The organism is Rhodococcus gannanensis, from assembly GCF_042681175.1.
Classification (GTDB): domain Bacteria; phylum Actinomycetota; class Actinomycetes; order Mycobacteriales; family Mycobacteriaceae; genus Rhodococcus_G; species Rhodococcus_G gannanensis.
In genome coordinates this window covers 479,149-500,897 of sequence record NZ_JBHUFB010000020.1, presented here as the reverse complement: position 1 = coordinate 500,897, position 21,749 = coordinate 479,149, and the positions used below count along the sequence as shown (strand labels likewise).

Here is a 21,749-nt window from a genome sequence, read left to right as displayed (position 1 = left end):
ACGACGATTGATTCGCCAGGTGCATCCGAGCGGGATCGGAAGACACGCCCTACAGCGCTTCCGGCCGGTCGGGCAGCAGCGGGTGCGGCATCGACTTGAACCGGGCCGGCGACGCTGCGACGGCCGCGATGCCGGTGACTCCGCCCCAGGTCATCATCGTCAGATAGTCGATCAGGTCGTTCGCGGTCATCGACCTGTTCGAGATCCACCAGTGCGTGGCCAACTGGACGGCACCGACGATCCCGTACGCCCACGGCAGGGCGCCGCCCGAATCCATCTCCATCTGGCGCAGCTTCAGCCCGAGGACCGCCGAGAGCGCCTCCGCGATCATGCGTTCCGACTCGGCGACCACGTCGCGGTTGGCGCCCGAGCTGTTCGCCATCACGTAGAGGTAGACCTCGGTGTCCTCGGACACGGTCTCGACGTAGGCGGTGATGGCCACCCGCGTCAGCTCGTACTCGTCCATGTCGGCGCCGATCGCGGCGTACATCCGCGGCGCGAGCACCGTCTCGACCCAGCGCGTCATGGTGGCGCTGGTCAGATCGCTCTTGTCGTTGAAGTACCGGTACAGGACGGTCTTCGACACGCCGATCTCGGAGGCGATCTCGTCCATGCCGACATCCCGACCGCGGATGCGGATGGCGGCCAGAGTGCCGTCCACCAGTTCCTCCCGGCGGGCGATCTTGTGCTCGCGCCATCGCCGTTTGCGGCCGTCGGTCTTGTCGGGCTTCGCGCCGGGCGTGGTGACGCCCGTGTTGTCGTCGACCTCGTTGGTGTCGAGGTCGGTCGCTGTCTTCTTCGGCACTGTTCTCGCCACATCCGTTCCAGATCGATCCTCAGGTCAGCTTACGGTGGGCGGCCCTGCTCGATGTGATCGCCGGTGCGGGTGGAAGGCGTGTCCACGACCCGGCGCAACCCGGTACCGCGCGAGGATTCGGCACAATTGAGCGGGTGATGCAGTTGCTGGGTGTCGACGACGCCGTCAAGCGGCGCGACTTGCGCCGAATGAAGGCGATCGCGACCGGATTTCTCGTTTTCGCGACGATCGTCTTCCTGCTGGCGCGATGGCAGGAGTCCGTCGGTGCGGGCGCATGGGTCGGGTACGTCCGCGCGGCGTCCGAGGCCGCGATGGTCGGTGCGCTCGCCGACTGGTTCGCGGTGACCGCGCTGTTCCGGCATCCGCTGGGACTGAAGATCCCGCACACCGCGATCATCAAGAGGAAAAAGGACCAGCTCGGGTCCAGCCTCGGCAGCTTCGTGGGGGAGAACTTCCTCGCTCCCGAGGTGGTGTCGCAGAAGGTGCGGGCAGCACAGGTGCCCCTGCGGCTGGGGACGTGGCTCGCCGATCCCGCGCACGCCGAGCGGGTTGCGGCGGAGACGGCGACGGTGCTCCGCGGGTTCGTCGAGGTGCTGCGGGACGAGGACGTGCAGCAGATCATCGACAACACGATCGTGCGCCGGATCGCGGAACCGGCGTGGGGCCCGCCGATCGGCAAGGTGCTCGCCGAGCTGCTCGCGGAGAACCGTCAGCTGCCGCTGCTGGACATGCTCGCCGAGCGCGCCCACCAGTGGGCGCTCGGCAGCCAAGAGACCATCGACCGGATCATCGACCGGGACAGCCCGTCCTGGTCGCCGAAGTTCGTGGACCTGCTCCTCGGCGAGCGGATCCACCGGGAACTCGTCGATTTCACGTGGAAGGTCCGGTCCGACCCCGAGCACGAGGTACGGCTGGCGGCGAACCGGTTCCTGATCGACTTCGCGCAGGACCTGCAGCACGATCCCGCGACGATGGCGAAGGCGGAGAAGATCAAGTCCGAGCTGATGGGCCGCAAGGAGGTGACCGGGGCCGCGGAGGCCGCGTGGAAGGTCGCCAAGCGGATGATCCTCGAATCGGCGGACGACCCGAACAGTGCGCTCCGGTCGCGGACGCGGGACACCGTGATGCGGCTCGGTGAGCGGTTGCGCGACGACGCGGAACTCCGGGCGAAGGTCGACGGCTGGCTGGACACCGCGGTGCGCTACGTCAGCGTCAACTACCGGGGTGAGATCACCGGGATCATCACCGAGACGGTCGAGCGGTGGGACGCCGAGGAGGCGAGCCGCAAGATCGAACTCCAGGTCGGCCGGGACCTGCAGTTCATCCGGATCAACGGCACGGTGGTCGGTGCGCTCGCCGGCCTGGTGATCTACACGATCTCGCATCTGCTGTTCGGCTGACGCCCGTCGGTGCTAACAGGGTGCTTGCAATAGTTAGCACCCTGTCGTAGCGTGGATGTCGCACACAGGGGTAGGGAGCGGGCTTTGAGTGAGGACACCCGGTCGACCGGAGACAGTGCCGGCGACGTTGCGGCACGGGTGGTCACGTCCGCCGCGCAGGACATCGGCAGCTTCATCAAGTCGCAACGTGAAGCCGCGGAGGTGTCCCTGCGTCAACTGTCGCAGCTGGCGGGGGTCAGCAATCCGTACCTCAGCCAGATCGAGCGCGGATTGCGCAAGCCGTCCGCCGAGGTGCTCGGCCAGATCGCCAAGGGCCTCCGCATGTCTTCGGAGGTGCTGCTCGTGCGGGCAGGTCTGCTCGAGCAGCGGGTCGGAGGCCCGGTGCGGGACGCGCTGCTCGCCGACACCGACCTCACGGAGCGCCAGAAACAGGTGCTCCTCGAAATCTACGAATCGTTCCGACGTGAGAACGCGCCGAGAACGGAATCCCAACCCGAGGAAACAGGAGAATCCACATGACTGATCTCAAGGGTTTCGACACCGTCAAGACGCCGATCTTCGCCGCGGTCGGGGCCGGTGACGTCGTCGTGCAGGCCGTCGCCGACATCGTCGCCCAGGTCCGCGAGCGTGCCGTCGCCGCCGGTGACGACCTCACCGTCGACGCCGCTCGCGAGCGTTTCGACAAGCTCTCCGGCGACATCACGGTCGATGCTGCGCGTGAGCGTCTCGACAAGCTGACCGGCGACCTGACCGAGGGCGTCGAGTCGCTGCGGGAGCGGCTCGCCGGCCTGCCCGCCGAGCTGCCCGAGGAACTCGCCGACCTCCGCGAGAAGTTCACCGCCGAGGAGCTCCGCAAGGTGGCGGAGGCGTACCTGAAGGTCGCCGCCGACATCTACACCTCGCTCGCCGAGCGCGGTGAGGAGACCGTCGAGCGGATCCGCAAGCAGCCCGCGCTCGAGGAGGGCTTCGACCGCGCCGAGTCGGTCCTCGGCGACGCCGCGACGCTGACCGAGGAGGCTCTCGGGACCGTGGCGCGCCAGACGCGCGCCGTCGGCGAGCAGGCCGCAAAGCTCGCGGGTCGCGCCGCCGAGAAGATCAGCGACGTCGCCGACGAGGTCTCCGATGCCGTGTCGGACGCCGGCGAGCAGGTCGCGAGCCGGTTCGTCGGTGCCGGTGAGAAGGCCGAGGCGACCACGGAGACCGCCGCGACCAAGGTTGCCGCTGCCGCTCCGAAGGTGACCGCTCCGGCGAAGCCGGCCCCGGCCAAGCCCGCGGCCAAGGCGCCCGCCAAGAAGGCTCCGGCCAAGAGCGCTCCGGCGAAGACTGCCCCGGCCAAGAGCGCCGCGAAGCCGGCCACCAAGACGGCCGCGACGAAGGCGCCCGCCAAGAAGGCGGCCCCCAAGTCGACCGGCGCCTGAGAGTCCGATCGTTGCCCGTCGGCCCCCGTGCAGTCCGCTGCCCGGGGGCCGACGTGTCGGCGTCGCAGCCGATCCTGCGCGCGGATGCTCGTTAGGATGGACCGGTGAGCACCGCCTACTCCCTGACCGACCTGATCCTGCGCGCGCTTCAGTTGCTCGCCCTCGCCGCGGGAGCCTTTGCGCTGTTCCACGCGGCCCGGCAGCGTGCGGACGCCTTCACCGCCGTGGACAAGCTGAGCAAGCCCATCTGGGTCGGCATCCTCGCGGTCGCGGTGCTGGTGGTGTTCCTGTTCGATGTCGTGCAGCTGTTCGGCCTGGTGGCGGTGGTCGCCATCGGTGTGTACCTGGTCGACGTGCGACCCCGGGTGGACGAGATCCAGCGTGGTCCACGCTGGTGACCAGTGACTGAGAATCAAAGTCACAGATACCGTTGACAATGGGTATCCGAACGACGCATTGTTGAGGTGTTCGCGTGGGTCCGGACATCGTCCGCGCCCACCCGCAGGCACTCGGCGAGGAGCGGCGTCATGTCGATCGACCACACCGGCCGGCCCCCTCGGGAACGGGTCGGGACCCGTCAGGAAACGGCCTCGCGCCTGCTCGCCTCCGCCGCCCGCAAATCGTACGACCCGCTCGTCGAGGTCGACTGGGACGCGCCGATACCGCCCGACCTCTACGGCATGACCCCCGAGTGGTGCAGTCTCTACGGCACCGACCTCTGGGAGTCGATGACCGAGGAGCAGCGGATCACCCTCACCAAACACGAGGCCGCCAGCATCGCGGGCACCGGGATCTGGTTCGAGATGATCCTCATGCAGATGCTCCTGCGTGACGTCTACAGCCACGACCCGGCCTCCGCGCACTTCCAGTTCGCGCTCACCGAGATCGCCGACGAGTGCAGGCACTCGGTGATGTTCGCGCGATCCGCGACCAAGTTCGGGATCCCGTCGTACCAGCCGCGACCGTGGATCAGGCAGTCCGCACGGCTGTTCAAGGCGACCGCGACCGGATCACTCGCGTACGGCGGCACGCTGTTCGCCGAGGAGATCCTCGACATGATGCAGCGCGACTTCATGCGGGACGAACGCGTCCAGCCGATCACCCGCACGGTCAGCCGGATCCACGTCACGGAGGAGGCGCGGCACATCAAGTTCGCGCGCGAGGAGGCGACGCGCCGGGTCGCGAACGCCTCCGCCTTCACCCGGGCGCGTATCCGCCTCGCCCTCGGCGTCACCGCGTACTTCGTCGTGACCAGCCTGGTCAACCCGAAGGTGTACGCGGCGGCCGGACTCGACCCGAAGCAGGCGCGCGCCGCCGCGGCATCGAACCGGCACTACCACGACATGCTCCGCCAGGGCTGCGCGAAGACCATCGAGTTCCTCGACGGGATCGGCCTGATCGGCGGCCCGTCCACGGTGCTGCTGCGCCGCGCCCACATCATCTGACGTCCCGTTCCACCATCTCGAAAGGTCCATCAGTGCGCTCATCGTCACGACGCATCCTCCTGGGAACGGTCGCGGTTGCCGCGGTCGCCGGTGCCGCGACGGCACTCCGCCGCCGCAAGTCCGTGGCCGGTCTCCTCGCAGCCGGTCCGAATCCCGCTCTCGCCGACCCGGTTTCGCATCCCGAGGAGCTGTCCGTCGTGTCCGCGGACGGGCACCGCATCCACGTCCTCGCCTACGGCGACCCGACCGCGCCGCCCATCGTCTTCGCGCACGGCTGGACGTGCTCGACGATGATGTGGTTCCCGCAGATCAACGAGTTCGCCGAGAACTACCGAGTGATCGCGTACGACCAGCGCGGCCACGGCCGCAGTGAGCTGGGCGCCGCGGCCCCGACACCGGCGATGCTCGGTGACGACCTCGACGCGGTCCTGTCGGCGACCGTCCCCGACGGCACCAAGGCCGTCGTCGTCGGTCACAGCATGGGCGGGATGTCCGTGATGTCGTGGGCACTGAGGCACCCGGATCGCGTGGCGGAGAAGGTCAGCGCGGTCATGCTCGCGAGCACCGGCGCCGATCGGCTCGTCTCCGAGCTCGCGGTCATCCCGAAGCGCATCGGCATCCCGCCGCTGCCGATTCCCGTCGCGCGTGCCGTGCTCGGCGCCGCGGTACCGATGGTGGAGACGCCGTTGACTCGTCGAGCGCTGCAGTACGTCGCGCTGGCGCCGGGATCCACCCGCGAGGAGGTGGCGTTCACCTCCACGATCGTCCACCAGTGCGCACCCGCGACCCGTGCCGGCTGGGGCCGCGCCCTCAGCGAGCTGAACGTCGCCGAGGCGCTCGACAACCTCGTCGTGCCGACCACCGTCGTCGTCGGGGACGCCGACCGGCTCACCCCGCCCGTGCACTCGGTGCGGATGGCAGACCGGCTCGACGCGCACGACCACCTCGCCCGGCTGATCCGGCTGCCCGGGATCGGGCACATGTCGACCATCGAAGCGGCAGCCGAGGTCAACGCCGAGATCCGGCGACTGCGGAGTTTGTGAACCTTGCCGGTCCGTGTCCGGACCGGCAGGACCTCCGGGTCAGCTGAAGACGACGGTCTTGCGCCCGTGGACGAGGACGCGGTCCTCGAGATGCCAGCGCAGTCCACGGGCCAGGACCAGCTTCTCTATGTCGCGGCCGAGCCGGACCATGTCACGCACCTCGTCGGAGTGGTCGACCCGGATCACGTCCTGCTCGATGATCGGGCCGGCGTCCAGCTCTGCGGTCACGTAGTGGCAGGTGGCGCCGATCAGCTTCACACCGCGGGTGAACGCCTGGTGGTAGGGGCGTGCTCCGACGAACGACGGCAGGAAGCTGTGGTGGATGTTGATCGCGCGCCCCGCCCAGTGCTCGCACAGTTCCGGCGGCAGCACCTGCATGAACCGGGCCAGCACCACCGCGTGCGGATCGTGCACGTCGACGAGTTTGCGCACCTGCTCGAAGGCGGGCCCGCGCTCGGCGGGATCCTTCGGGAACGACACGTAGTGGAAGTCGATGCCGTGCCTGCGGGTGACCTCTTCGAGATCGGGATGATTGCCGATCACCGCGGCGACGTCCACGGCCAGCTCACCGCCCGCCACCCGGCCCAGCAGGTCGTGCAGGCAGTGGCCCTCCTTGCTGACCAGCAGGACGATGCGCTTGCGCATGCCGGTGTCGTGCAGCGTCCAGTCCGTCTCCGGGCCCAGCTCGGCCGCGACCGACGCGAACCGGTCCCGCAGCTCCTCCAGGCTCAGCCCGATCGAGGAGGCCCGCACCGCCTGCCGCGTGAAGAACCAGCCCGAGTCCTGATCGGCGTGGTAGGCGGCCTCGACGATGGAACCGCCGACCTCGGCGAGGAAGGTCGAGATGCGGGCCACGATGCCGGTCCGGTCGGGGGTGCCGAGGGTGAGGACATAGCGACGGTCGTCGTCACGGGAGGGCGTACTCATGTCCGACAGTCTGTCAGGTGCATCGAGCGCCGGAGCCCGGACCGCGGGAAACCGCTACCGGTCGGCTACCGCACCACCACGGCCGTCGCCACCAGCGTTCCCGCGTCCACGACCTCGACGTCCCGTTCGGTGAGCAGCGCGAGGTACTCGAGCCGCACCGCCTCCACCACGTCGTCTGTCAGCGACATCAGTGGCGCCCGCAGCGCGCTGCCGAGTACCAGGTCCCAGGCGAACTCCGGTGACAGGGGAATCAGGTTCGACAGTTCGTTGACCTCGACGGACGCCGCGCCGAACCGGGACAGCCAGGCGCGCAGCGCGTCCGGGGTGTCGAGGTCCGCCAGGGCGGACGGGCGGATCGGGCGCGACGCGTCCGGCACGTGCCGGGCGACGGCCTCGAAGTAGGCGCCGGTGACGTCCTCGAGCGCGCCGCGTCGCCACACCGTCACCCCCACTCGGGAGACCGGACGCAGCAGTCGCAGCAGTCGCGCCGTCGCCATGTTCGGGTGCGGCAGGAAGAAGATGCCGTAGGAGCAGGACAGCACGTCGTACCGACCGAGTGGGACGTCGCTCGGCGGCTCCCAGCGCGTCGCGTCGGCTCGCACGAAGTCGATGTTGCGCAGGGCGCGGTCGGAGGCTGTCACCCTGCCGAGTTCGAGCAGGTCGTCGGCGACGTCGACGGCGTGGACGAGGCCCGTCGGTCCCACCGCGGCGGCGGCCGGAATCGCCGACGCTCCCGCGCCGCAGCACACGTCGAGCACCGTGTCACCGGGCCGCAACCGCAACTGGAACGCGAGCGACTGACCGGCCGGCCCCCACACCGTCGGGGTCAGTCTGTCGAACTCCCGGGCACCGGCGTCGAACACCTGGCCGAGAGCCTCGGTGGCACCGCCGGGATCCTCGGCGGCGCCCGTGAGAACCGCTGTGTGCCGTGCCGCCACGTCGGCGGAGTCGCTCATGCCGTAAGGGTAGCCCCGGAGGGCGCGCACTGTTTACCGCAGCGGTCGTCAGAGCTCGTAGAACGGTTGCGCGTAGCGGAATTCGCCCTGTACCTCCGCCGTGTGGGCGGAGAGGGGGCGCACCTGGAAGTGGCTGACCCACTCCGCGATTCCCGGGTCGATCGACAGCGTGGCGCCGGGGACGAACCCGAAGCGCGGGTAGTAGTCGAGGTGGCCGAGCAGTCCGACGAGCGTCTCGCCGAGGGCGTCGGCACCGCCGAGGCAGGCGTGCATCAGCGCGGCCCCGACGCCGGCGTGCTGGCGGTCGGGAAGCACCCCGATCGGGCCGAGCGCGAGGACCGGGTGAGGGCCGACGCTCGCCCGGGTCAGGCAGACGTGCCCGACGACGCGTCCCGTCGCGTCCTCGGCGACCAGCGACAGGGCCGGGATCCAGGCGTCCGAGTCGCGCAGCGCGGTCACCAGTGCCACCTCCACCGGTTCGGTGGCCCCGGGCGGTGTCTCGTGCGCGAAGGCGAGACGGTGCACGGTGGCGACGGCATCGGCGTCGGCGGGGCGTTCGCGGCGGATCAGCATGGCCGTCAGTGTCGACGCACCGCCGCGGTCTCGGCAACCGGATTGTCCGCCCGTGTCTCCTCCGCCGGGCAGGCGGCGCGCTGTGCCAAGCTCGACCCATGCCCGACACCCTCACCCGCGCAGCGGTCGCCGCGATGGTCGATCACACCCTCCTCAAGCCCGAGGCGACACCCGCCGACGTCGCCGCGCTGATCGCGGAGGCCGCCGAGCTCGGCGTCTACGCGGTCTGCGTGTCCCCGTCGATGCTGCCGCTGCGGGCCGGTGCGCAGAAGGTCGCCGTCGTCGCGGGATTCCCGTCCGGCAAACACCATTCGCTGGTCAAGGGATCCGAGGCGCGGCTCGCGGAGCAGCAGGGCGCCGACGAGGTCGACATGGTGATCGACGTCGGTGCCGCCGTGGCAGGCGACTTCAACGCGGTGCTCGCCGACATCCTGACCGTGCGTGGCGGCTTGGCGGACGCGACCGTCCTCAAGGTGATCCTCGAAACCGCGGCGCTCGGCGACGAGGCGATCGTCGAGTGCTGCCTCGCGGCGGAGCGGGCGGGCGCGGACTTCGTCAAGACGTCCACCGGGTTCCATCCGGCCGGCGGTGCCACGACGTCGGCGGTCCGGCTGATGGCGCAGACCGTCGGCGGCCGGCTGGGGATCAAGGCCAGCGGCGGCATCCGCACCGCGGACGCCGCCCGCGAGATGATCGAGTCAGGCGCCACGCGGCTCGGGCTTTCGGGGACCCGCGCGGTACTCGACGGGTTCCCCGACTGACGGCCGGGGGTTGTTCACCCGGCTGCTTGAGGAGAAGGCCACCCGGTATGGGCGGGACTTCGTCAAGGTGGACCGGTGGTTCCCGGCCTCGCAGACCTGCTCGGTGTGCGGGCGGGTCGATGGGCCGAAACCGTTGTCGGTGCGGGAATGGTCCTGCTCGTGTGGGGTGGTGCACGACCGCGACCTGAATGCTGCACGAAACATCCTCGCCGCCGGACGGGCGGAGAGGCGAAACGCCTGCGGAGAGACGGTAAGTCTTCCCGCTTGGGCGGGGAGCATGACTCGATGAAACAGGAACCCACCGAGAGCGCCGCCGGCGCTGGTAGGAATCTCTGGCCTTCAGGCCGGGGAGGACGTCAAATCAGGACCGAGCAGCCCTCGACGGGCTGTGCGCCGGGCTCGGGGGCGGGCAGGGTGAACGCGCCGCCGGACAGCGACAGCTGGAGGCCGGTGTCGGTGACGGTCAGTGACTGCGCGGTCATGCCGAGCGGGAAGGTCTGCAGGCTGCTGGTCAGGATGTCGACGACGCCGCTGACCAGATCGGTGGGCAGGCCCAGCCCGAACAGTTCCGCGCCGACGGTCTCCACGTTCACGACGCCGTTCGAGATCGTCGGCTGCACCGTCAGCTCGGCGAGATTGCCGAGCACCGCGAACCTGATCGTTCCCGCGGTCGGATCGGTGGTCACGCCGGTGACCAGGGTGCCGAACGGCTGGGCCGCGATCGTGGCCGCGATCCCGTCGGACGACCAGTCGATGTCGGCGGAGGAGCTGCCGATCGTGCCGCCGGAGGTGTCGCTGCTGGTGAGGTCGATGTCGTCGACGCGCGCGTGGACCTTCATGTCCTTCGCGGGTCCGAAGCTGGAGTCGTCGCTGTCGATGGTGATGTGCGGGACGTTCTTGTCGATGGCCTGCAACAGCACGGGCTTCGCACTGAGCCCGACGTCCACCTGGGATCCGAGCTGGCTTTCGAACTGGTCCGCCATGCACTGTTTCACATTGTTGCGGACGTAGAACTCGCCACCGATCAGCACGGCGGCGAGGGCGACGATCACGACCACGATGACGATCAGGGCGCGACTGCGCTTCGGTCGAGCGCTCGCGGTGGGGGCGGATGCGGTGGAAGCCATTGGACGGATTCTTCCCCAGATTCCTGAGTCGGTTCTGAGAACGAACCCGATGAAAGTGTGTGGAATTCGCCACGCGGACGCATATGTGACGTATGACACAGTTTGGCCGTACTCTGTCGGAATGGACGAGATCCGTGAGACCGAGCTACGGGAACGCGCTCTCCGCGAGCGCGCCGGGGTGCAGGACGGCTACTTCACCGCCGGTCAGGCGCGATCGTGCGGATACTCGGCCGAGGAGATGGCGGACGCCGTCGTCTCCGGCAGTTGGTCCCAGCCCGACCCCGGCCTGTTCCGGCTCGCCCCGTGGCGAGCCGGCGACCTCGACGAGGTGGCCCGCTGCTGCGTCCGCCTCAACGGAGCGGTCGTCTCGCACCAGAGCGCCGCGGAACTCCACGGGCTCGGTCACCTGCATCCGAGCTTCCTGCACGTGACCGCGGCCGAGGAGGCGCACCTGCGGCTCGACCGTGTCGCGGTGCACCACAACGACCTCGAGCTCGGCGACACCGAACACACCGGGGCGTTCCGGATCACCACCCCGCTCCGCACCGTCCTCGACCTCGCCGAGGGCGGTGTGTCGCAGTGGGTGCTCGACGAGGTGGTCGGCGACGGCCTCGCGATCGGGCGGCTCGGCCGAGCAGAGGTCGAGGCCGGTTCGGACGGCAGCACGCCGCGCGTCCGGCAGAGACTCCGTCGAGCGCTGTCGGCCTGGGCGTGACGGTCGCTCGGGTGACCTGAATCGGGCCGGTCAGTCGGCGATCGGCGCGACCAGCGACCAGGGCACCGTCAGCACGTTGTCCCGTAGTCGGCGCCGCGACACCTCGACCGGAATCCCCTCCGCCCGCAGGAGGTCCAGGGTGGCCCGCCACCGCACCCGCGGGCCGAACGCGGCGTGCGGGGCCGCGGTCGCCCACGCCCGGTCGGCGGCCAGCAGCAGTGCGTGCACGCCCTCCCCGGGGACGTTGCGGTGAATCAGCGCCTTCGGCAGGCGCTCGGCCACGTCACCGGGCCGGTCCACGTCGAACGGATCCCACGCCAGCGTCAGCGACAGTGGACCCTGCGCGTCCAGAAGTACCCACGCGCAGCGCCGACCGCGTTCGTCGCAGGTGCCGTCCACGAACAGTCCGTCCGGTGCGAGCGCCGACCGGATCTTCGCCCAGGCCCCGTCGACCGCGTCCTCCGGATACTGGCGCAGAACGTTGAAGGCCCGCACCAGAACCGGACGAAGCCCCGCGAGTTCGAATCCACCGCGGGCGAAGCTGACGCCGTCGCGGCCCGGGACGACGCGGTCGGGGTCGATCTCGAGGCCGACCACCCGCAGGTCCGGCCGTACGGTCCGCAACCGGTCGGCCAGCTCGAACGTGGTGTCGGGGCGCGCGCCGTAGCCGAGGTCGACGACCAGCGGGTCGGCAGCGGAGCGGAGGAGGTCGACGACCTGTGGGCGGTGCATCAGCCAGCGGTCGCTGCGCCGCAGCCGGTTGATTCCGGTGGTCCCGCGCGTGATGACGCCGTCGGGTCTGGCTGCGCGGTTCATGCCGGGGGTCGGTTCATGTCGGACGTCCCGGCGAGGCTACTGCTCCGCGAGCCAGTCCGCGGTGACCCGCGCCTCGGTGCGCAGCAGGTCGACGACGTTGACGAGCATCATCTGCTCGAGCTTGCCGCCGATGAACGGGATGAACACCTTCGCCTCCGAGGACGTCCGGAGCGTGGACCCGGAATCGGTGGCGAACAGCGACATGGTGCCGGTGAGGCTGCCCGGTCCCGCGGGGATCGAGGCGCTGTACGTACCGGTCACGGTTTCTTCGAACGCGCTGTAGTGCTCGCGGCGGGTGATGACCATGTCCTTCTTCATCACGGACTGCGCGGCGTCGGGCAGCGCGCTGCGGGGAATGAGGTGATTGAAGACCAGGTCGATGCCGTCGTCGGTCACCTCGAAGGACTCGACCTCGTTGTCCGAGAACTTCCGGAGCTCGATCATCCGCGCCTCCCAGTAGTCCCGGTTGGACAGCGCGGCGTACACCTCCGCCGTCGAATGCGTGTAGCGAGCGGAGTAGTCGATGCGTCGAGCCATGACCGGCAGGCTACCGGCTCGGCACGTCTCGGCCACAACGGATCGGGCCGGCTGCGCCCACCCGGGCGCAGCCGGCCCCGATCCGTCGGGCGTGTCGGATCAGGCGTTCGCCGCGACCCACTCCTCGGTGGCCGTCTGGTCGCGCTGCAGGAGGGGGCCGATGACCTGGTCGGCGACCATGCCCTCGATCGCGCCGCCGATGAGCTTGATAGCGACCTCGACCTCGCCCTGAAGCGTCAGCGTCGACTGCTGGCCGGCGTCGGCGAGTACGGCGGTGCCGTTCGCGGTGATCGGCAGGCCGGTGGTCGAGACGGTGAAGGTGCCGGTGGCCTGGCCGTTCTCGAACGGACCCCAGGCTTCGCCGCGGGTGAGCACCAGATCGCCCTTGACGGCCTTGGAGACCATTCCGGGCAGCGCGCTCTTGTCGAGGGCCTGGCTGATCGCGACGTCGATGGTGCCCTCGCCGCCGTCGAGGTGGTCGAGGACGACACCGTTCTCGGCGCTCTTCTCGACACGCTGCAGCCAGAAGTCGCGGTTGGTCAGCGCGCTGTGGACGGCCGCCGCGGGTGCGTTGTAGGTCAGGGTGAGTTCGATTCGGCGTGACATAGTGGGGCAGATTACATGTTCGCGCCGTCACCCACGGCTGCTGAGCCAGCGCGCGGTGAACTCGTCCTCGTGGTTGAAGATCTCCGTGATCCGCTCTGCGATGACCGCCTCGATCCGCCCGCCGATCAGCGGCAGCGGCACCAGCACCTCGCCGTCGAGCTCGACGATCGACCCGGTCCCGGAGGCGGACAGGGTCACGGTGCCGGTCAGTTCGCCCGGCATCCCGGTCACCCGCGCGGTGACCGCGCCGGTGGCGCGTTCGCCGACCAGCGGCCCCCACGATTCGGTGCGGACGATCTGCAGGTCACCCGGCCGGATCTTGGTCACCATCGACGGCAGGTGCTCGGCGGGGATCGCCTGCTCCATCTCGACGGACACCGTGCCGTCGCCGATCTCGAGCGTGTCGAGGCGCGCGTTGTCGCCGCCGACCTCGGCGATCCGCTCACGCCAGTACCGTTCGTCGGTCAGCGCGGCGTGCACGCTGGTGACCGACTGTGGATAACCGACCGAATGCGGGATGCGGCGTGCCATGTTCGGCACGCTACCGTGTGAACTCGTGCGGGTAGCGAAGGACGTGGCGGCCGAATACGGCGCCGAACTGGACGTGGACGCGCCGATGTCGCGGCTGACGACGCTGCGGGTCGGTGGACCGGCGCACGCGATGCTGACCTGCCGCTCCACCGACACCCTCGTCTCCGTCGTCCGCGCTCTCGATGCGGCCGACGTGCCCTTGCTGATCCTCGGGGGCGGCTCGAACCTGCTCGTTGACGACGCCGGCGTGGACGCTGTCGTGGTCCGGGTCGCGAACGACACGATCCGCTTCGACGGTTCGGTCGTCGCCGCCGAGGCGGGCGCGGTCTGGGACGAGGTCGTCGCGCGGTCGGTGGCGGCCGGGCTCGGCGGCCTCGAATGCCTGTCCGGCATTCCGGGATCCGCCGGTGCGACGCCGGTGCAGAACGTCGGCGCCTACGGCGTCGAGGTGTCGTCGCTGCTGCGGCGGGTTCAGCTCCTCGATCGCGCGAGCGGTGAGGTGCGCTGGGCGCTGCCCGACGAACTCGGGCTCGGCTACCGCACCAGCACTCTCAAACACACAGACACCGCCGTCGTCCTCGCCGTCGAGTTCGACGCCACCGAGGACGGCCTGAGCGCGCCCCTGCGCTACCGCGAACTCGCCGCCGCGCTCGGCGCGGAGGAAGGGGAGCGGCAGCCCGCGGCGCAGGTGCGTGAGACGGTCCTGCGACTGCGCGCGGGCAAGGGAATGGTCCTCGACGACACCGACCACGACACCTGGAGCGCCGGGTCGTTCTTCACGAATCCCGTCGTTCCGGACGAGCGGCTCCCCGAAGTGCTGGCCGCGATCTCGGCGCGGGTGGGCGACGCACCCGTGCCCCGATTCCCGGCGGACGGCGGCACGAAGCTGTCGGCGGGCTGGTTGATCGAGCGCGCGGGATTCGAGAAAGGCCATCCCGGTCCGGGTTCCGCGGCCCGGTTGTCGACGAAGCACACGTTGGCGCTGACCAACCGTGGCTCCGCGGTCGCCGGGGATGTGCTGGCCCTCGCGCGCGAGGTCCGCGCCGGGGTGCAGGACGTGTTCGGGGTGCGACTCGAGCCGGAGCCGGTGACGGTCGGCTGCGCCGTCTGAGCCCCGTCGGTCGGGGTATCCCCAGCTTGTGACGCCGAGCACACGTGTGGCGTCGGTACCGTGGAGTGCGTGGCTGTACAGGGTAAACAGACAAACAAGACACGCGGTCGGGCGGCGCTCGTCCTCGCCGCGCTGCTGACCGCGCTGATCGCGCTGGTTGCGGGCTGCTCCACGGGCGGCACCGCAACGCCGGTCTCGCAGTCGGAGCAGGATCCCGACGTCTCCGTCACCCAGGAGCCGGCCGTCGGATCGACGGACGTCTCCCCTCGAGATCCCGTCAGCGTGACCGCGTCCGGCGGCACCCTGCAGGACGTCGCCCTCACCAGTCCGTCCGGCAAGGTCGTGCAGGGCACGCTGTCGGCGGATCGGAGTAGCTACACGATCACCGAGCCGCTCGGCTACGGCGCCACGTACACATGGTCCGGGACCGCGGTCGGCGCGTCCGGGGACACCTCGCCCGTGGACGGCACGTTCACCACCGTCGACCCGGATTCGGTCACCTCGGTCACCACCTACATCGCCGACGGGCAGGAGGTCGGCATCGCCGCACCGATCATCCTCAAGTTCGATGCGCCGGTCGCCGACAAGGCCGCGGTCGAGAAGGCCCTGACCGTCACCACCACCCCGCAGACGGTCGGGTCGTGGGCCTGGCTGCCCGACGACGGCGGCTCCCGCGTGCACTGGCGTCCCCGGGACTACTGGACGCCGGGCACGACCGTGCACGTCGCGGGGAATCTGTACGGCGTGGACTACGGCGACGGTGCCTACGGCGAGTCCGACTTCACCCTCGACTTCACCGTCGGGCGCAGCCAGATCGTCAAGGCCGACGCCACCAGCCACCGGATGAAGGTGATCCGCGACGGCGCCACGATCATGGACATTCCCGTCAGCTACGGCGAGGGCAACGAGGACCGCAACGTCACGCGCAGCGGCGTCCACGTCGTCACCGAGAAGCACGAGGACTTCCTGATGTCGAACCCGCCGTACTACGAGAACGTCCGGGAGCGCTGGGCGGTCCGGATCTCGAACAACGGCGAGTTCATCCACGCGAACCCGGCGACCACCGGCGTACAGGGGTCGGCGAACGTCACCAACGGTTGCATCAACCTGTCGTTGTCCGATGCGGAGGAGTACTTCGGGACGGCGATGTACGGCGACCCGGTCGAGGTCACCGGCACTCGACTCGACCTGTCCGCCGCCGACGGCGACATCTACGACTGGGCGATCGACTGGTCGACGTGGCAGTCGATGTCGGCGCTGCCCGACTCGGACGCCGGCACCACCGCGTCGGGCGACGGCGGCACACCCGCCGCCCTCCCCACCCGCTGACGGGCCCACTGCGACTGGTGGCTGAATGTGGCGTTCATGCGGATGGGGCGCATGAACGCCACGTTCAGCCGATTGACGGGGCCGCCTTCAGGCGATCGGCGCTACCACTTGTTGCGGACCTGCTCGGCGAATCCGAGCAGGTCGTGAATCTCGACGCGGCTGCCGTCGTCGAGGACGACGTGCCCCGAGTAGCGGCCGAACACCTGGTGCTGGACGGACGCGAGGATCTTCAGGTCGGTCGTGGCGGCGCGGTCGAGAATCGGCGTGAACGTCATCTCGAAGCGTCGATCGTTGCTCGTGAAGGTCCAGTCGGCACCGTCGTAGGTGCCGGCGGGCAGGTGGAACGTCACCTCGTCTAGTTTGTGGCCGACCCCGCCCGAGAACACGATGTTCTCGGTGGCCGCGGAGGTGTCGCCGAACCCGTGGCCGATGTTGAACCCGAACGGCTTCCCGTCGACGACGCCGGACGCCGATCCCCAGTACCAGGTGTTGTCGTACGTCCAGACGCCGCGGCCCCAGTCGAAGACGCCGAAGGCGGAGTCGGGTTCGAATCGGACGGTGTCCTCGCCGACGGTGATCTCGCCGCTCGCGGGCAGGCAGTTGATCTTCTGGTTGTAGTAGAACGCCTTCGGCGCATCCGGGAACGGGGTCGCGATCACCATCCGGTCCATCGCCGGCTGCGCGAGGACGAGTTCGCCCCGCAAACCGCGGCCGTTTCCGAAGCGGGGATGGTCGACGGTGAGGATGCGGCCCGCGGCGGTGTGCCGGTACTCGAGCAGCAGTCCGCGGTGCTCGGCGCGGACGTCGCCGGTGTCGGCGCTCGCCGGCAGTCGAAGGCGACCCAGCGGGAACGGTGTCATGACGTTCTCGGTGGTCTCGGTGCGAGCCGCGAAGTCCAGCCAGGACACCCCCAGCAGGCCCATGTACCCGTTGTCCGCGACGGTCAGCGCCAGCCCGTGATCGGGCGTGAGGACGCAGTAGTAGTCCCACTCCTTGATCCGGAGCCGGTTCGCCGCGACGGCGCTGCGGTCGTACCGGCGCACCTCGGAGCGTGCCCAGCCGGGCTGGGCGAGCCGGCCGTGACCGTCGAGGAGGTCGCCCGGTGTCAGTTCGCGCCGCACGGCTATCGGCGCGAGAAGCGGCCGGCGGACGCCTGGTCGCGAGGTTTCATGACGATCTGGTCGAGATTCACGTGCGACGGCCGGGACGCGACGAACCCGATCACCTCGGCGACGTCCGCCGCGACCAGCGGCGTGATGCCCTCGTACACCTTCGCGGCGCGGTCCTCGTCGCCGTCGAACCGGACGAGCGAGAACTCCGTCTCGACGGCGCCCGGTGCGATCTCGGTGAGCCGCACGGGCAGTCCGAGCAGTTCGCCGCGCAACGTCCGGTGCAGCACGGCCTGGGCATGCTTCGCGGAGGTGTAGCCGGATCCGTTGTCGTAGGCCTCGAGTGCCGCGACCGAGGTGATGGTGACGATCAGCCCGTCGCCGGAGTCGATCAGCTTGGGCAGCAGGGCGCGGGTGACGCGCAGGGTGCCGAGGACGTTGGTCTCCCACATCCACCGCCAGTCGTCGAGGTCGGCGTCGAGGACGGACGCCAGCCCCTTGGCGCCGCCTGCGTTGTTGACCAGCACGTCGACCCGTGGCACGACGGCGGCGAACGCGTCGACGGAGTCCTCGTCGGTGACGTCGAGTTCGAGGGCCGTGCCGCCGATGTCGTTGGCCAGGCGTTCGAGGCGGTCGAGGCGACGGGCACCGACGACGACGTGGAAGCCCTGCGCGGCCAGTGTCCGGGCGGTCGCCTCGCCGATTCCCGAGCTCGCTCCGGTGACGACGGCGACTAGTGCATCAGGCGAAATGGTCATGTCCTCAGCCTATGCGCCTCCGGCGCCCGTGCGCGTTTCTGGTAGCTCCCACTACCAAAAACGCGCACAGGGTGCCGCAGGCGCCTAATCGGCGGCGAACTCGGCTTCGCGTTCGATCGCCCGAACCGCGGCGGGTGGGACGCCGACGGGGCCGGGGGAGTAGGTCACCGACCTCAGGCGGCCCGTGTACCGGAACGGCCCACGGCGTTCACGCAGTTCCCACGACACCGGTCCGCGGGCGTCGACGCCGACCGAGATGCCGGTCCACGGCGCCATGCCGACGAGCTGCACCTGCCCGAGCAACTGCGCGACGTCCTCGCCGTCGACGCGGATCGTGAAGTCCCACCGCAGTCGTGGGGCCACGACCGTGGACACCTCGACGACCCGGGCGCCCGGCGGCAGCGGTCCGGCGTCGACGGCGGTGTACCGGCCGTAGCTGTTGACGCCGAACATCAGGTGCCCGTCCTCGACGTACAGCAGGTAGCCGCCCTGCGGATCGCCGTGCGCGACGAGGACACCTTCCGCGCCGGGTTCGAAACCGTCCAGGTCGACACGAATGTCGAAGTCCCGGAACGCGATCAGCTTCGACGACCGGTACCGCTCAAGCGTTGGCGTGCCGGGCAGGATGCGCACCGGGCGGGCCAGTGCCTGTTCGGCGGGCCTGCGGGTGAACAACGCAGTCGGCGTGACGAGCGGGAAGACCGTGTTCGCCCAGGCCGAATCGTCCCAGGCGGCAGCGAGTTCCGCGACCTTCTCCGGATGCAGATCCGCGACGTCGCGGATCTCGGTCGGGTCGGTGCGCACGTCGAACAGCTGCCACTGCGGGGCATCGACGTTCGCGCCGGGATGGAGCGCCAGCAGTTTCCAGCCGTCCCGGTAGAAGCCGCGGTTGCCGACCATCTCGGTGTACTGCTCGGTGTGCGCGCTCACCGCTGCCGGGTCGCGGAGCAGTGCCGAAGCGTCCACGCCGTCGAAGGTCTTGACGGGCAGGCCCTTGCGCTCGGTGGGTACGTCCACACCGGCGAGGGTGAGCAGCGTCGGGGCGAGGTCGGTGACGTACGCGAACTGGTCCCGGACGCCGTTGTCCCCGGACTCCCTGCGCAGACCCGCCGGCCACGACAGCACGAACGGCACCCGGACGCCACCCGCGAACGACTGTCCCTTGTAGAAGCGGAACGGCGTGTTCGACGCCTGTCCCCAGCCACGCGGGTAGTGCACGCCGAGCTTCGCCGACCCGATCAGCGACTCGTCGTGCGGGACGTCCCGCTCCCAGTCCGGGTCCGGGACGTGCGCGAACTCCGCGAAGTAGCTGCGGGTGCCTTCGGCGCCGCCCTCGGCGGTGCCGCCGTTGTCGGAGGTGAACACGACGATGGTGTTGTCGAGTTCGCCGAGTTCTTCGATCGTGTCGAGGACGCGGCCGACGGACTGGTCGACCGAGTCGACCATCGCCGCGTACACCTCCATGTACCGCGCGAAGCGCCGCCGCTGGTCGTCGGTCAGCGAATCCCACGCGGGGACGTCGTAGCCCGGTTCGGAGTTGCTCGGTGCCGCCTGGGTTCCCGGGGGGAACAGGCCCTGCGCGAGCTGCGACGCGAAGCGGTTCTCCCGCACCGTGTCCCAGCCCTGCGCGTACCTGCCGCGGTACTTGTCGACGTCCGAGTCCTTCGCCTGCAGCGGACCGTGCATCGCGACGTGCGCGAAGTACAGGAAGAACGGCTTGTCGGGTTCGTGGGCCCGCAGGTCCTTCAGGTACGTCACGGCCTTGTCGGTGAGATCGTCGGTGAGGTAGTAGCCCTCCGGGTACTCGTCGACGTCGACGGCGGAGTTGTCCGACACCAGCTGGTTGGGATGGAAGAAGGAGTTCAGGCCTTCCAGCGACCCGTAGTAGCGGTCGAACCCGCGTTGTGTGGGCCACGAGTCGCGGTCCGCTCCGGGGCGGATGTTCGCGTCCCGCACCAGGTGCCACTTGCCGACCGCGTACGTCGCGTAGCCGCCCGCGCGCAGGATCTCGGGGAGCGTCTGGGTGTCGTCGGACAGCTCCAGCCGCAGCCCGGGGAAGCCGGGGTCGGCGTTGGCGACGAAGCCGTAGCCGGCGCGGTGCGGATTCACCCCGGTGAGCAGCGCCGCGCGCGACGGTGAGCACAGCGGGGTGGTGTGGTAGTTCGTCAACCGCACGCCGGAGGCGGCCAGGCGGTCCAGGTTGGGGGTGTCGATCTCGGAGCCGAACGGGCCGATGTCGCTGTACCCCATGTCGTCGATGACGACGACGACGATGTTCGGGGATCCCGGTGCGGCCGAGATTGTTTCGCTCCAGGAAGGCGTCGAGTCGTCGACCGTGCGGCCGACGTGGCCGGCGAAGCCCTCGTATCCTCGGGCGTGCGGAGGGACGGTCATCAGGCCTCGATCAGCGCGGGGTTGTCGACGGACGAGAAGTGCGAGGCGTCGCCGGAGACGATGCGGCTGCGTTCGCCGTGAATGTCGACCGGCACGTCGCCGGCGAGGGTGATCCGGGTCAGACGCCTGCGCTGGCCGTCGTAGTCGTCGATCGCGTAGTGCTGGGTGGCGCGGTTGTCCCAGATCGCGACGTCGCCCGCTTCCCAGTTCCAGCGGGTGGTGTGCTCGAGCTTGGTGACGCGGGCCTGCAGCAGCTGGAACAGTGCCTGGGACTCGGTGGTGCCGAGGCCGACGAAGTTCTTGACGAAGTGGCCGAGCAGCAGGGTCCGTTCGCCGGTCTCCGGGTGCACGCGGACCACGGGATGCTGCGTCTCGTAGTACGTCGACTGGAACTCGCGACGGTATTCCTCGGTGTTCGCGTTCAGCTCCGCGGTCGTCTGCGAGGTGTAGTCGTAGACGTTCGTGTGGGTGGCCCACAGGTTCTCCACCAGGGCCTTGAGCGGCTCCGGCAGCGACTCGTACGCGGCGGTCGTCGACGCCCACGTCGTCGAGCCGCCGTAGGAGGGGAGCACCTCCGCGCGCAGGATGGACGCCTTCGGGATGCGGTCGACGAAGGTGACATCGGTGTGCCAGCTGTTGGCGCGGCCGTACTCGGAGTCGATCGGCAGGATCTTCTCGCCCTTGGAGGTGACGGTCGGGTGCGCGGTGGTCGGCTCGCCGATCAGCCGTGCGAACTCGTACTGCGTCTCCTCGGTCAGGTGGTGCTGGCCGCGGAAGAAGATCACCTTGTGCTCGAGGAGGGCCTTGCGGATCAGGGCCACGCCGGCCGGGTCCAGGTCGCCGCCGAGGGTGACGCCGTCGATACGGGCGCCGATGTGGGCGCCGAGCCTGGTGACCGTCGGCGTGCCGGTCTCGCTCGTACCGGCTGCGAAATCGATGGACATGGAAGACCTTTCGTCGTCGCGATGGGGCTGTCGCTGCGGAATCATGCAACCGGCCCGGCGGCGCGGTGCCCAGGTTTTCGGTCACCGTGATTCGTTTACCCCCGTTCCGCGGGAAACATTTCCCCGTGAATCTCGGGAAATGCGATACCTATTTCCCCTCCGCCCCAGGAGAATTCGTGGGAATCTCCCCGCTTGTCCGGACATTGGCGTGGGTGCTACGTTGTCGCCATGACTTCCGGCCGGCCCACCCCGATGCGGGTCACGTATGTGACCGCCGCACTGGGCTCTCGCCTGCCTCTTGCGCGGGAACTCTGTTGTTCCCTCCGCGGTATCTGTAGCTGATCGCGCTGCCTCTCCTCCGCACGTCCGTCTCCCGTCGGGAGTCGGACGCGTCGGTGTCGACCCCGTTCCGCACCCCCTGACTCCGGGGTG

General features: G+C 69.6%; 24 protein-coding genes. 11 read left to right on the top strand and 13 right to left on the bottom strand.

Going from position 1 to position 21,749, the window contains the following annotated elements:
* Positions 1-49: 49 nt before the first annotated feature.
* A complete protein-coding gene (locus ACFSJG_RS23100; RefSeq protein WP_378487563.1) occupies positions 50-805 on the bottom strand; it encodes a TetR/AcrR family transcriptional regulator in 756 nt (251 codons plus the stop codon).
* Positions 806-954: 149 nt separating this feature from the next.
* On the opposite strand from ACFSJG_RS23100, the gene ACFSJG_RS23095 reads away from it, so the two are divergent.
* From ACFSJG_RS23095 to ACFSJG_RS23070, 6 genes are all read left to right on the top strand, one after another.
* Positions 955-2,217 carry a DUF445 domain-containing protein gene (locus ACFSJG_RS23095; RefSeq protein WP_378487927.1) on the top strand — a complete coding sequence of 421 codons (1,263 nt, stop codon included), beginning with the start codon at positions 955-957 and terminating at the stop codon, positions 2,215-2,217.
* A gap of 84 nt (positions 2,218-2,301) precedes the next feature.
* Positions 2,302-2,736 (top strand): helix-turn-helix domain-containing protein, encoded by a 435-nt coding sequence (locus ACFSJG_RS23090; protein ID WP_378487562.1) that lies wholly within the window; start codon positions 2,302-2,304, stop codon positions 2,734-2,736.
* The gene (locus tag ACFSJG_RS23085; protein ID WP_378487561.1) at positions 2,733-3,635 is read left to right on the top strand and encodes a heparin-binding hemagglutinin; all 903 of its coding nucleotides are present in this window, start codon (positions 2,733-2,735) and stop codon (positions 3,633-3,635) included. Before ACFSJG_RS23090 ends, ACFSJG_RS23085 begins: the two co-directional genes overlap by 4 nt.
* A 104-nt stretch (positions 3,636-3,739) precedes the next feature.
* Positions 3,740-4,033 (top strand): DUF2516 family protein, encoded by a 294-nt coding sequence (locus tag ACFSJG_RS23080; protein ID WP_378487560.1) that lies wholly within the window; start codon positions 3,740-3,742, stop codon positions 4,031-4,033.
* Between the two features lie 129 nt (positions 4,034-4,162).
* Positions 4,163-5,080, top strand: a complete 918-nt coding sequence (locus ACFSJG_RS23075; protein ID WP_378487559.1) for an AurF N-oxygenase family protein — start codon at positions 4,163-4,165, stop codon at positions 5,078-5,080.
* A 32-nt stretch (positions 5,081-5,112) separates the two neighbouring features.
* Positions 5,113-6,123: an alpha/beta fold hydrolase gene (locus tag ACFSJG_RS23070; RefSeq protein ID WP_378487558.1), complete on the top strand. Its 1,011-nt coding sequence runs from the start codon at positions 5,113-5,115 to the stop codon at positions 6,121-6,123.
* Between the two features lie 39 nt (positions 6,124-6,162).
* Here ACFSJG_RS23070 and purU read toward each other — a convergent pair whose 3' ends face one another.
* From purU to ACFSJG_RS23055, 3 genes are all read right to left on the bottom strand, one after another.
* Positions 6,163-7,050, bottom strand: a complete 888-nt coding sequence (purU, locus tag ACFSJG_RS23065) for a formyltetrahydrofolate deformylase (RefSeq protein ID WP_378487557.1) — start codon at positions 7,048-7,050, stop codon at positions 6,163-6,165.
* A gap of 65 nt (positions 7,051-7,115) precedes the next feature.
* On the bottom strand, positions 7,116-8,006 hold the full coding sequence (locus ACFSJG_RS23060) for a class I SAM-dependent methyltransferase (protein ID WP_378487556.1): 891 nt from the start codon (positions 8,004-8,006) through the stop codon (positions 7,116-7,118).
* 48 nt (positions 8,007-8,054) lie between these two features.
* Positions 8,055-8,579, bottom strand: coding sequence for a GNAT family N-acetyltransferase (locus ACFSJG_RS23055; RefSeq protein ID WP_378487555.1), 525 nt, complete (start codon positions 8,577-8,579; stop codon positions 8,055-8,057).
* Positions 8,580-8,677: 98 nt separating this feature from the next.
* Between ACFSJG_RS23055 and deoC the strand changes: the two genes are divergently transcribed.
* On the top strand, positions 8,678-9,340 hold the full coding sequence (gene deoC, locus ACFSJG_RS23050; RefSeq protein ID WP_378487554.1) for a deoxyribose-phosphate aldolase: 663 nt from the start codon (positions 8,678-8,680) through the stop codon (positions 9,338-9,340).
* A gap of 10 nt (positions 9,341-9,350) precedes the next feature.
* Positions 9,351-9,629, top strand: a complete 279-nt coding sequence (locus ACFSJG_RS23045; RefSeq protein WP_378487553.1) for a zinc ribbon domain-containing protein — start codon at positions 9,351-9,353, stop codon at positions 9,627-9,629.
* A gap of 67 nt (positions 9,630-9,696) precedes the next feature.
* On the opposite strand, the gene ACFSJG_RS23040 is transcribed toward ACFSJG_RS23045, so the two are convergent.
* Positions 9,697-10,467 carry an LmeA family phospholipid-binding protein gene (locus ACFSJG_RS23040; protein WP_378487552.1) on the bottom strand — a complete coding sequence of 257 codons (771 nt, stop codon included), beginning with the start codon at positions 10,465-10,467 and terminating at the stop codon, positions 9,697-9,699.
* Positions 10,468-10,588: 121 nt separating this feature from the next.
* Between ACFSJG_RS23040 and ACFSJG_RS23035 the strand changes: the two genes are divergently transcribed.
* Positions 10,589-11,182 (top strand): type IV toxin-antitoxin system AbiEi family antitoxin domain-containing protein, encoded by a 594-nt coding sequence (locus ACFSJG_RS23035; RefSeq protein WP_378487551.1) that lies wholly within the window; start codon positions 10,589-10,591, stop codon positions 11,180-11,182.
* Between the two features lie 30 nt (positions 11,183-11,212).
* On the opposite strand, the gene ACFSJG_RS23030 is transcribed toward ACFSJG_RS23035, so the two are convergent.
* The 4 genes from ACFSJG_RS23030 to ACFSJG_RS23015 form a co-directional block, all read right to left on the bottom strand.
* Positions 11,213-11,998 carry a class I SAM-dependent methyltransferase gene (locus tag ACFSJG_RS23030; protein WP_378487550.1) on the bottom strand — a complete coding sequence of 262 codons (786 nt, stop codon included), beginning with the start codon at positions 11,996-11,998 and terminating at the stop codon, positions 11,213-11,215.
* Between the two features lie 36 nt (positions 11,999-12,034).
* Positions 12,035-12,535: a DUF2505 domain-containing protein gene (locus ACFSJG_RS23025; protein ID WP_378487549.1), complete on the bottom strand. Its 501-nt coding sequence runs from the start codon at positions 12,533-12,535 to the stop codon at positions 12,035-12,037.
* Between the two features lie 99 nt (positions 12,536-12,634).
* Positions 12,635-13,141, bottom strand: coding sequence for a DUF2505 domain-containing protein (locus ACFSJG_RS23020; protein ID WP_378487548.1), 507 nt, complete (start codon positions 13,139-13,141; stop codon positions 12,635-12,637).
* 27 nt (positions 13,142-13,168) lie between these two features.
* Complete coding sequence (locus ACFSJG_RS23015) at positions 13,169-13,672, bottom strand: DUF2505 domain-containing protein (RefSeq protein WP_378487547.1); 504 nt, start codon at positions 13,670-13,672, stop codon at positions 13,169-13,171.
* Here ACFSJG_RS23015 and ACFSJG_RS23010 point away from each other — a divergent pair.
* Positions 13,671-14,783 (top strand): UDP-N-acetylmuramate dehydrogenase, encoded by a 1,113-nt coding sequence (locus ACFSJG_RS23010; protein WP_378487546.1) that lies wholly within the window; start codon positions 13,671-13,673, stop codon positions 14,781-14,783. The two genes, ACFSJG_RS23015 and ACFSJG_RS23010, sit on opposite strands and share 2 nt — an antisense overlap.
* A 69-nt stretch (positions 14,784-14,852) precedes the next feature.
* Complete coding sequence (locus ACFSJG_RS23005) at positions 14,853-16,112, top strand: L,D-transpeptidase (RefSeq protein WP_417716671.1); 1,260 nt, start codon at positions 14,853-14,855, stop codon at positions 16,110-16,112.
* Positions 16,113-16,213: 101 nt separating this feature from the next.
* Here the strand turns inward: ACFSJG_RS23005 and ACFSJG_RS23000 are convergent, their stop codons facing one another.
* From ACFSJG_RS23000 to ACFSJG_RS22985, 4 genes are all read right to left on the bottom strand, one after another.
* Positions 16,214-17,233 (bottom strand): DUF2804 domain-containing protein, encoded by a 1,020-nt coding sequence (locus ACFSJG_RS23000; RefSeq protein ID WP_378487544.1) that lies wholly within the window; start codon positions 17,231-17,233, stop codon positions 16,214-16,216.
* Positions 17,234-17,235: 2 nt separating this feature from the next.
* On the bottom strand, positions 17,236-17,979 hold the full coding sequence (locus ACFSJG_RS22995) for an SDR family NAD(P)-dependent oxidoreductase (RefSeq protein ID WP_378487543.1): 744 nt from the start codon (positions 17,977-17,979) through the stop codon (positions 17,236-17,238).
* 84 nt (positions 17,980-18,063) lie between these two features.
* Complete coding sequence (locus ACFSJG_RS22990) at positions 18,064-20,373, bottom strand: arylsulfatase (RefSeq protein WP_378487542.1); 2,310 nt, start codon at positions 20,371-20,373, stop codon at positions 18,064-18,066.
* Entirely contained in the window at positions 20,373-21,317 is a 945-nt protein-coding gene (locus tag ACFSJG_RS22985; RefSeq protein ID WP_378487541.1) for a TauD/TfdA dioxygenase family protein, read from the bottom strand. Before ACFSJG_RS22985 ends, ACFSJG_RS22990 begins: the two co-directional genes overlap by 1 nt.
* Between the last annotated feature and the right edge of the window lie 432 nt (positions 21,318-21,749).

Excerpts from the sequence above, each read along its gene's own strand:
- ACFSJG_RS23095 (WP_378487927.1), top strand. The coding sequence starts at position 955 with ATGCAGTTGCTGGGTGTCGACGACGCCGTCAAGCGGCGCGACTTGCGC.
- ACFSJG_RS23085 (WP_378487561.1), top strand. The coding sequence starts at position 2,733 with ATGACTGATCTCAAGGGTTTCGACACCGTCAAGACGCCGATCTTCGCC.
- ACFSJG_RS23075 (WP_378487559.1), top strand. The coding sequence starts at position 4,163 with ATGTCGATCGACCACACCGGCCGGCCCCCTCGGGAACGGGTCGGGACC.
- purU (WP_378487557.1), bottom strand. The coding sequence starts at position 7,050 with ATGAGTACGCCCTCCCGTGACGACGACCGTCGCTATGTCCTCACCCTC.
- ACFSJG_RS23060 (WP_378487556.1), bottom strand. The coding sequence starts at position 8,006 with ATGAGCGACTCCGCCGACGTGGCGGCACGGCACACAGCGGTTCTCACG.
- ACFSJG_RS23055 (WP_378487555.1), bottom strand. The coding sequence starts at position 8,579 with ATGCTGATCCGCCGCGAACGCCCCGCCGACGCCGATGCCGTCGCCACC.
- deoC (WP_378487554.1), top strand. The coding sequence starts at position 8,678 with ATGCCCGACACCCTCACCCGCGCAGCGGTCGCCGCGATGGTCGATCAC.
- ACFSJG_RS23040 (WP_378487552.1), bottom strand. The coding sequence starts at position 10,467 with ATGGCTTCCACCGCATCCGCCCCCACCGCGAGCGCTCGACCGAAGCGC.
- ACFSJG_RS23035 (WP_378487551.1), top strand. The coding sequence starts at position 10,589 with ATGGACGAGATCCGTGAGACCGAGCTACGGGAACGCGCTCTCCGCGAG.
- ACFSJG_RS23030 (WP_378487550.1), bottom strand. The coding sequence starts at position 11,998 with ATGAACCGCGCAGCCAGACCCGACGGCGTCATCACGCGCGGGACCACC.
- ACFSJG_RS23025 (WP_378487549.1), bottom strand. The coding sequence starts at position 12,535 with ATGGCTCGACGCATCGACTACTCCGCTCGCTACACGCATTCGACGGCG.
- ACFSJG_RS23020 (WP_378487548.1), bottom strand. The coding sequence starts at position 13,141 with ATGTCACGCCGAATCGAACTCACCCTGACCTACAACGCACCCGCGGCG.
- ACFSJG_RS23010 (WP_378487546.1), top strand. The coding sequence starts at position 13,671 with ATGTTCGGCACGCTACCGTGTGAACTCGTGCGGGTAGCGAAGGACGTG.
- ACFSJG_RS23015 (WP_378487547.1), bottom strand. The coding sequence starts at position 13,672 with ATGGCACGCCGCATCCCGCATTCGGTCGGTTATCCACAGTCGGTCACC.
- ACFSJG_RS22995 (WP_378487543.1), bottom strand. The coding sequence starts at position 17,979 with ATGACCATTTCGCCTGATGCACTAGTCGCCGTCGTCACCGGAGCGAGC.
- ACFSJG_RS22990 (WP_378487542.1), bottom strand. The coding sequence starts at position 20,373 with ATGACCGTCCCTCCGCACGCCCGAGGATACGAGGGCTTCGCCGGCCAC.
- ACFSJG_RS22985 (WP_378487541.1), bottom strand. The coding sequence starts at position 21,317 with ATGTCCATCGATTTCGCAGCCGGTACGAGCGAGACCGGCACGCCGACG.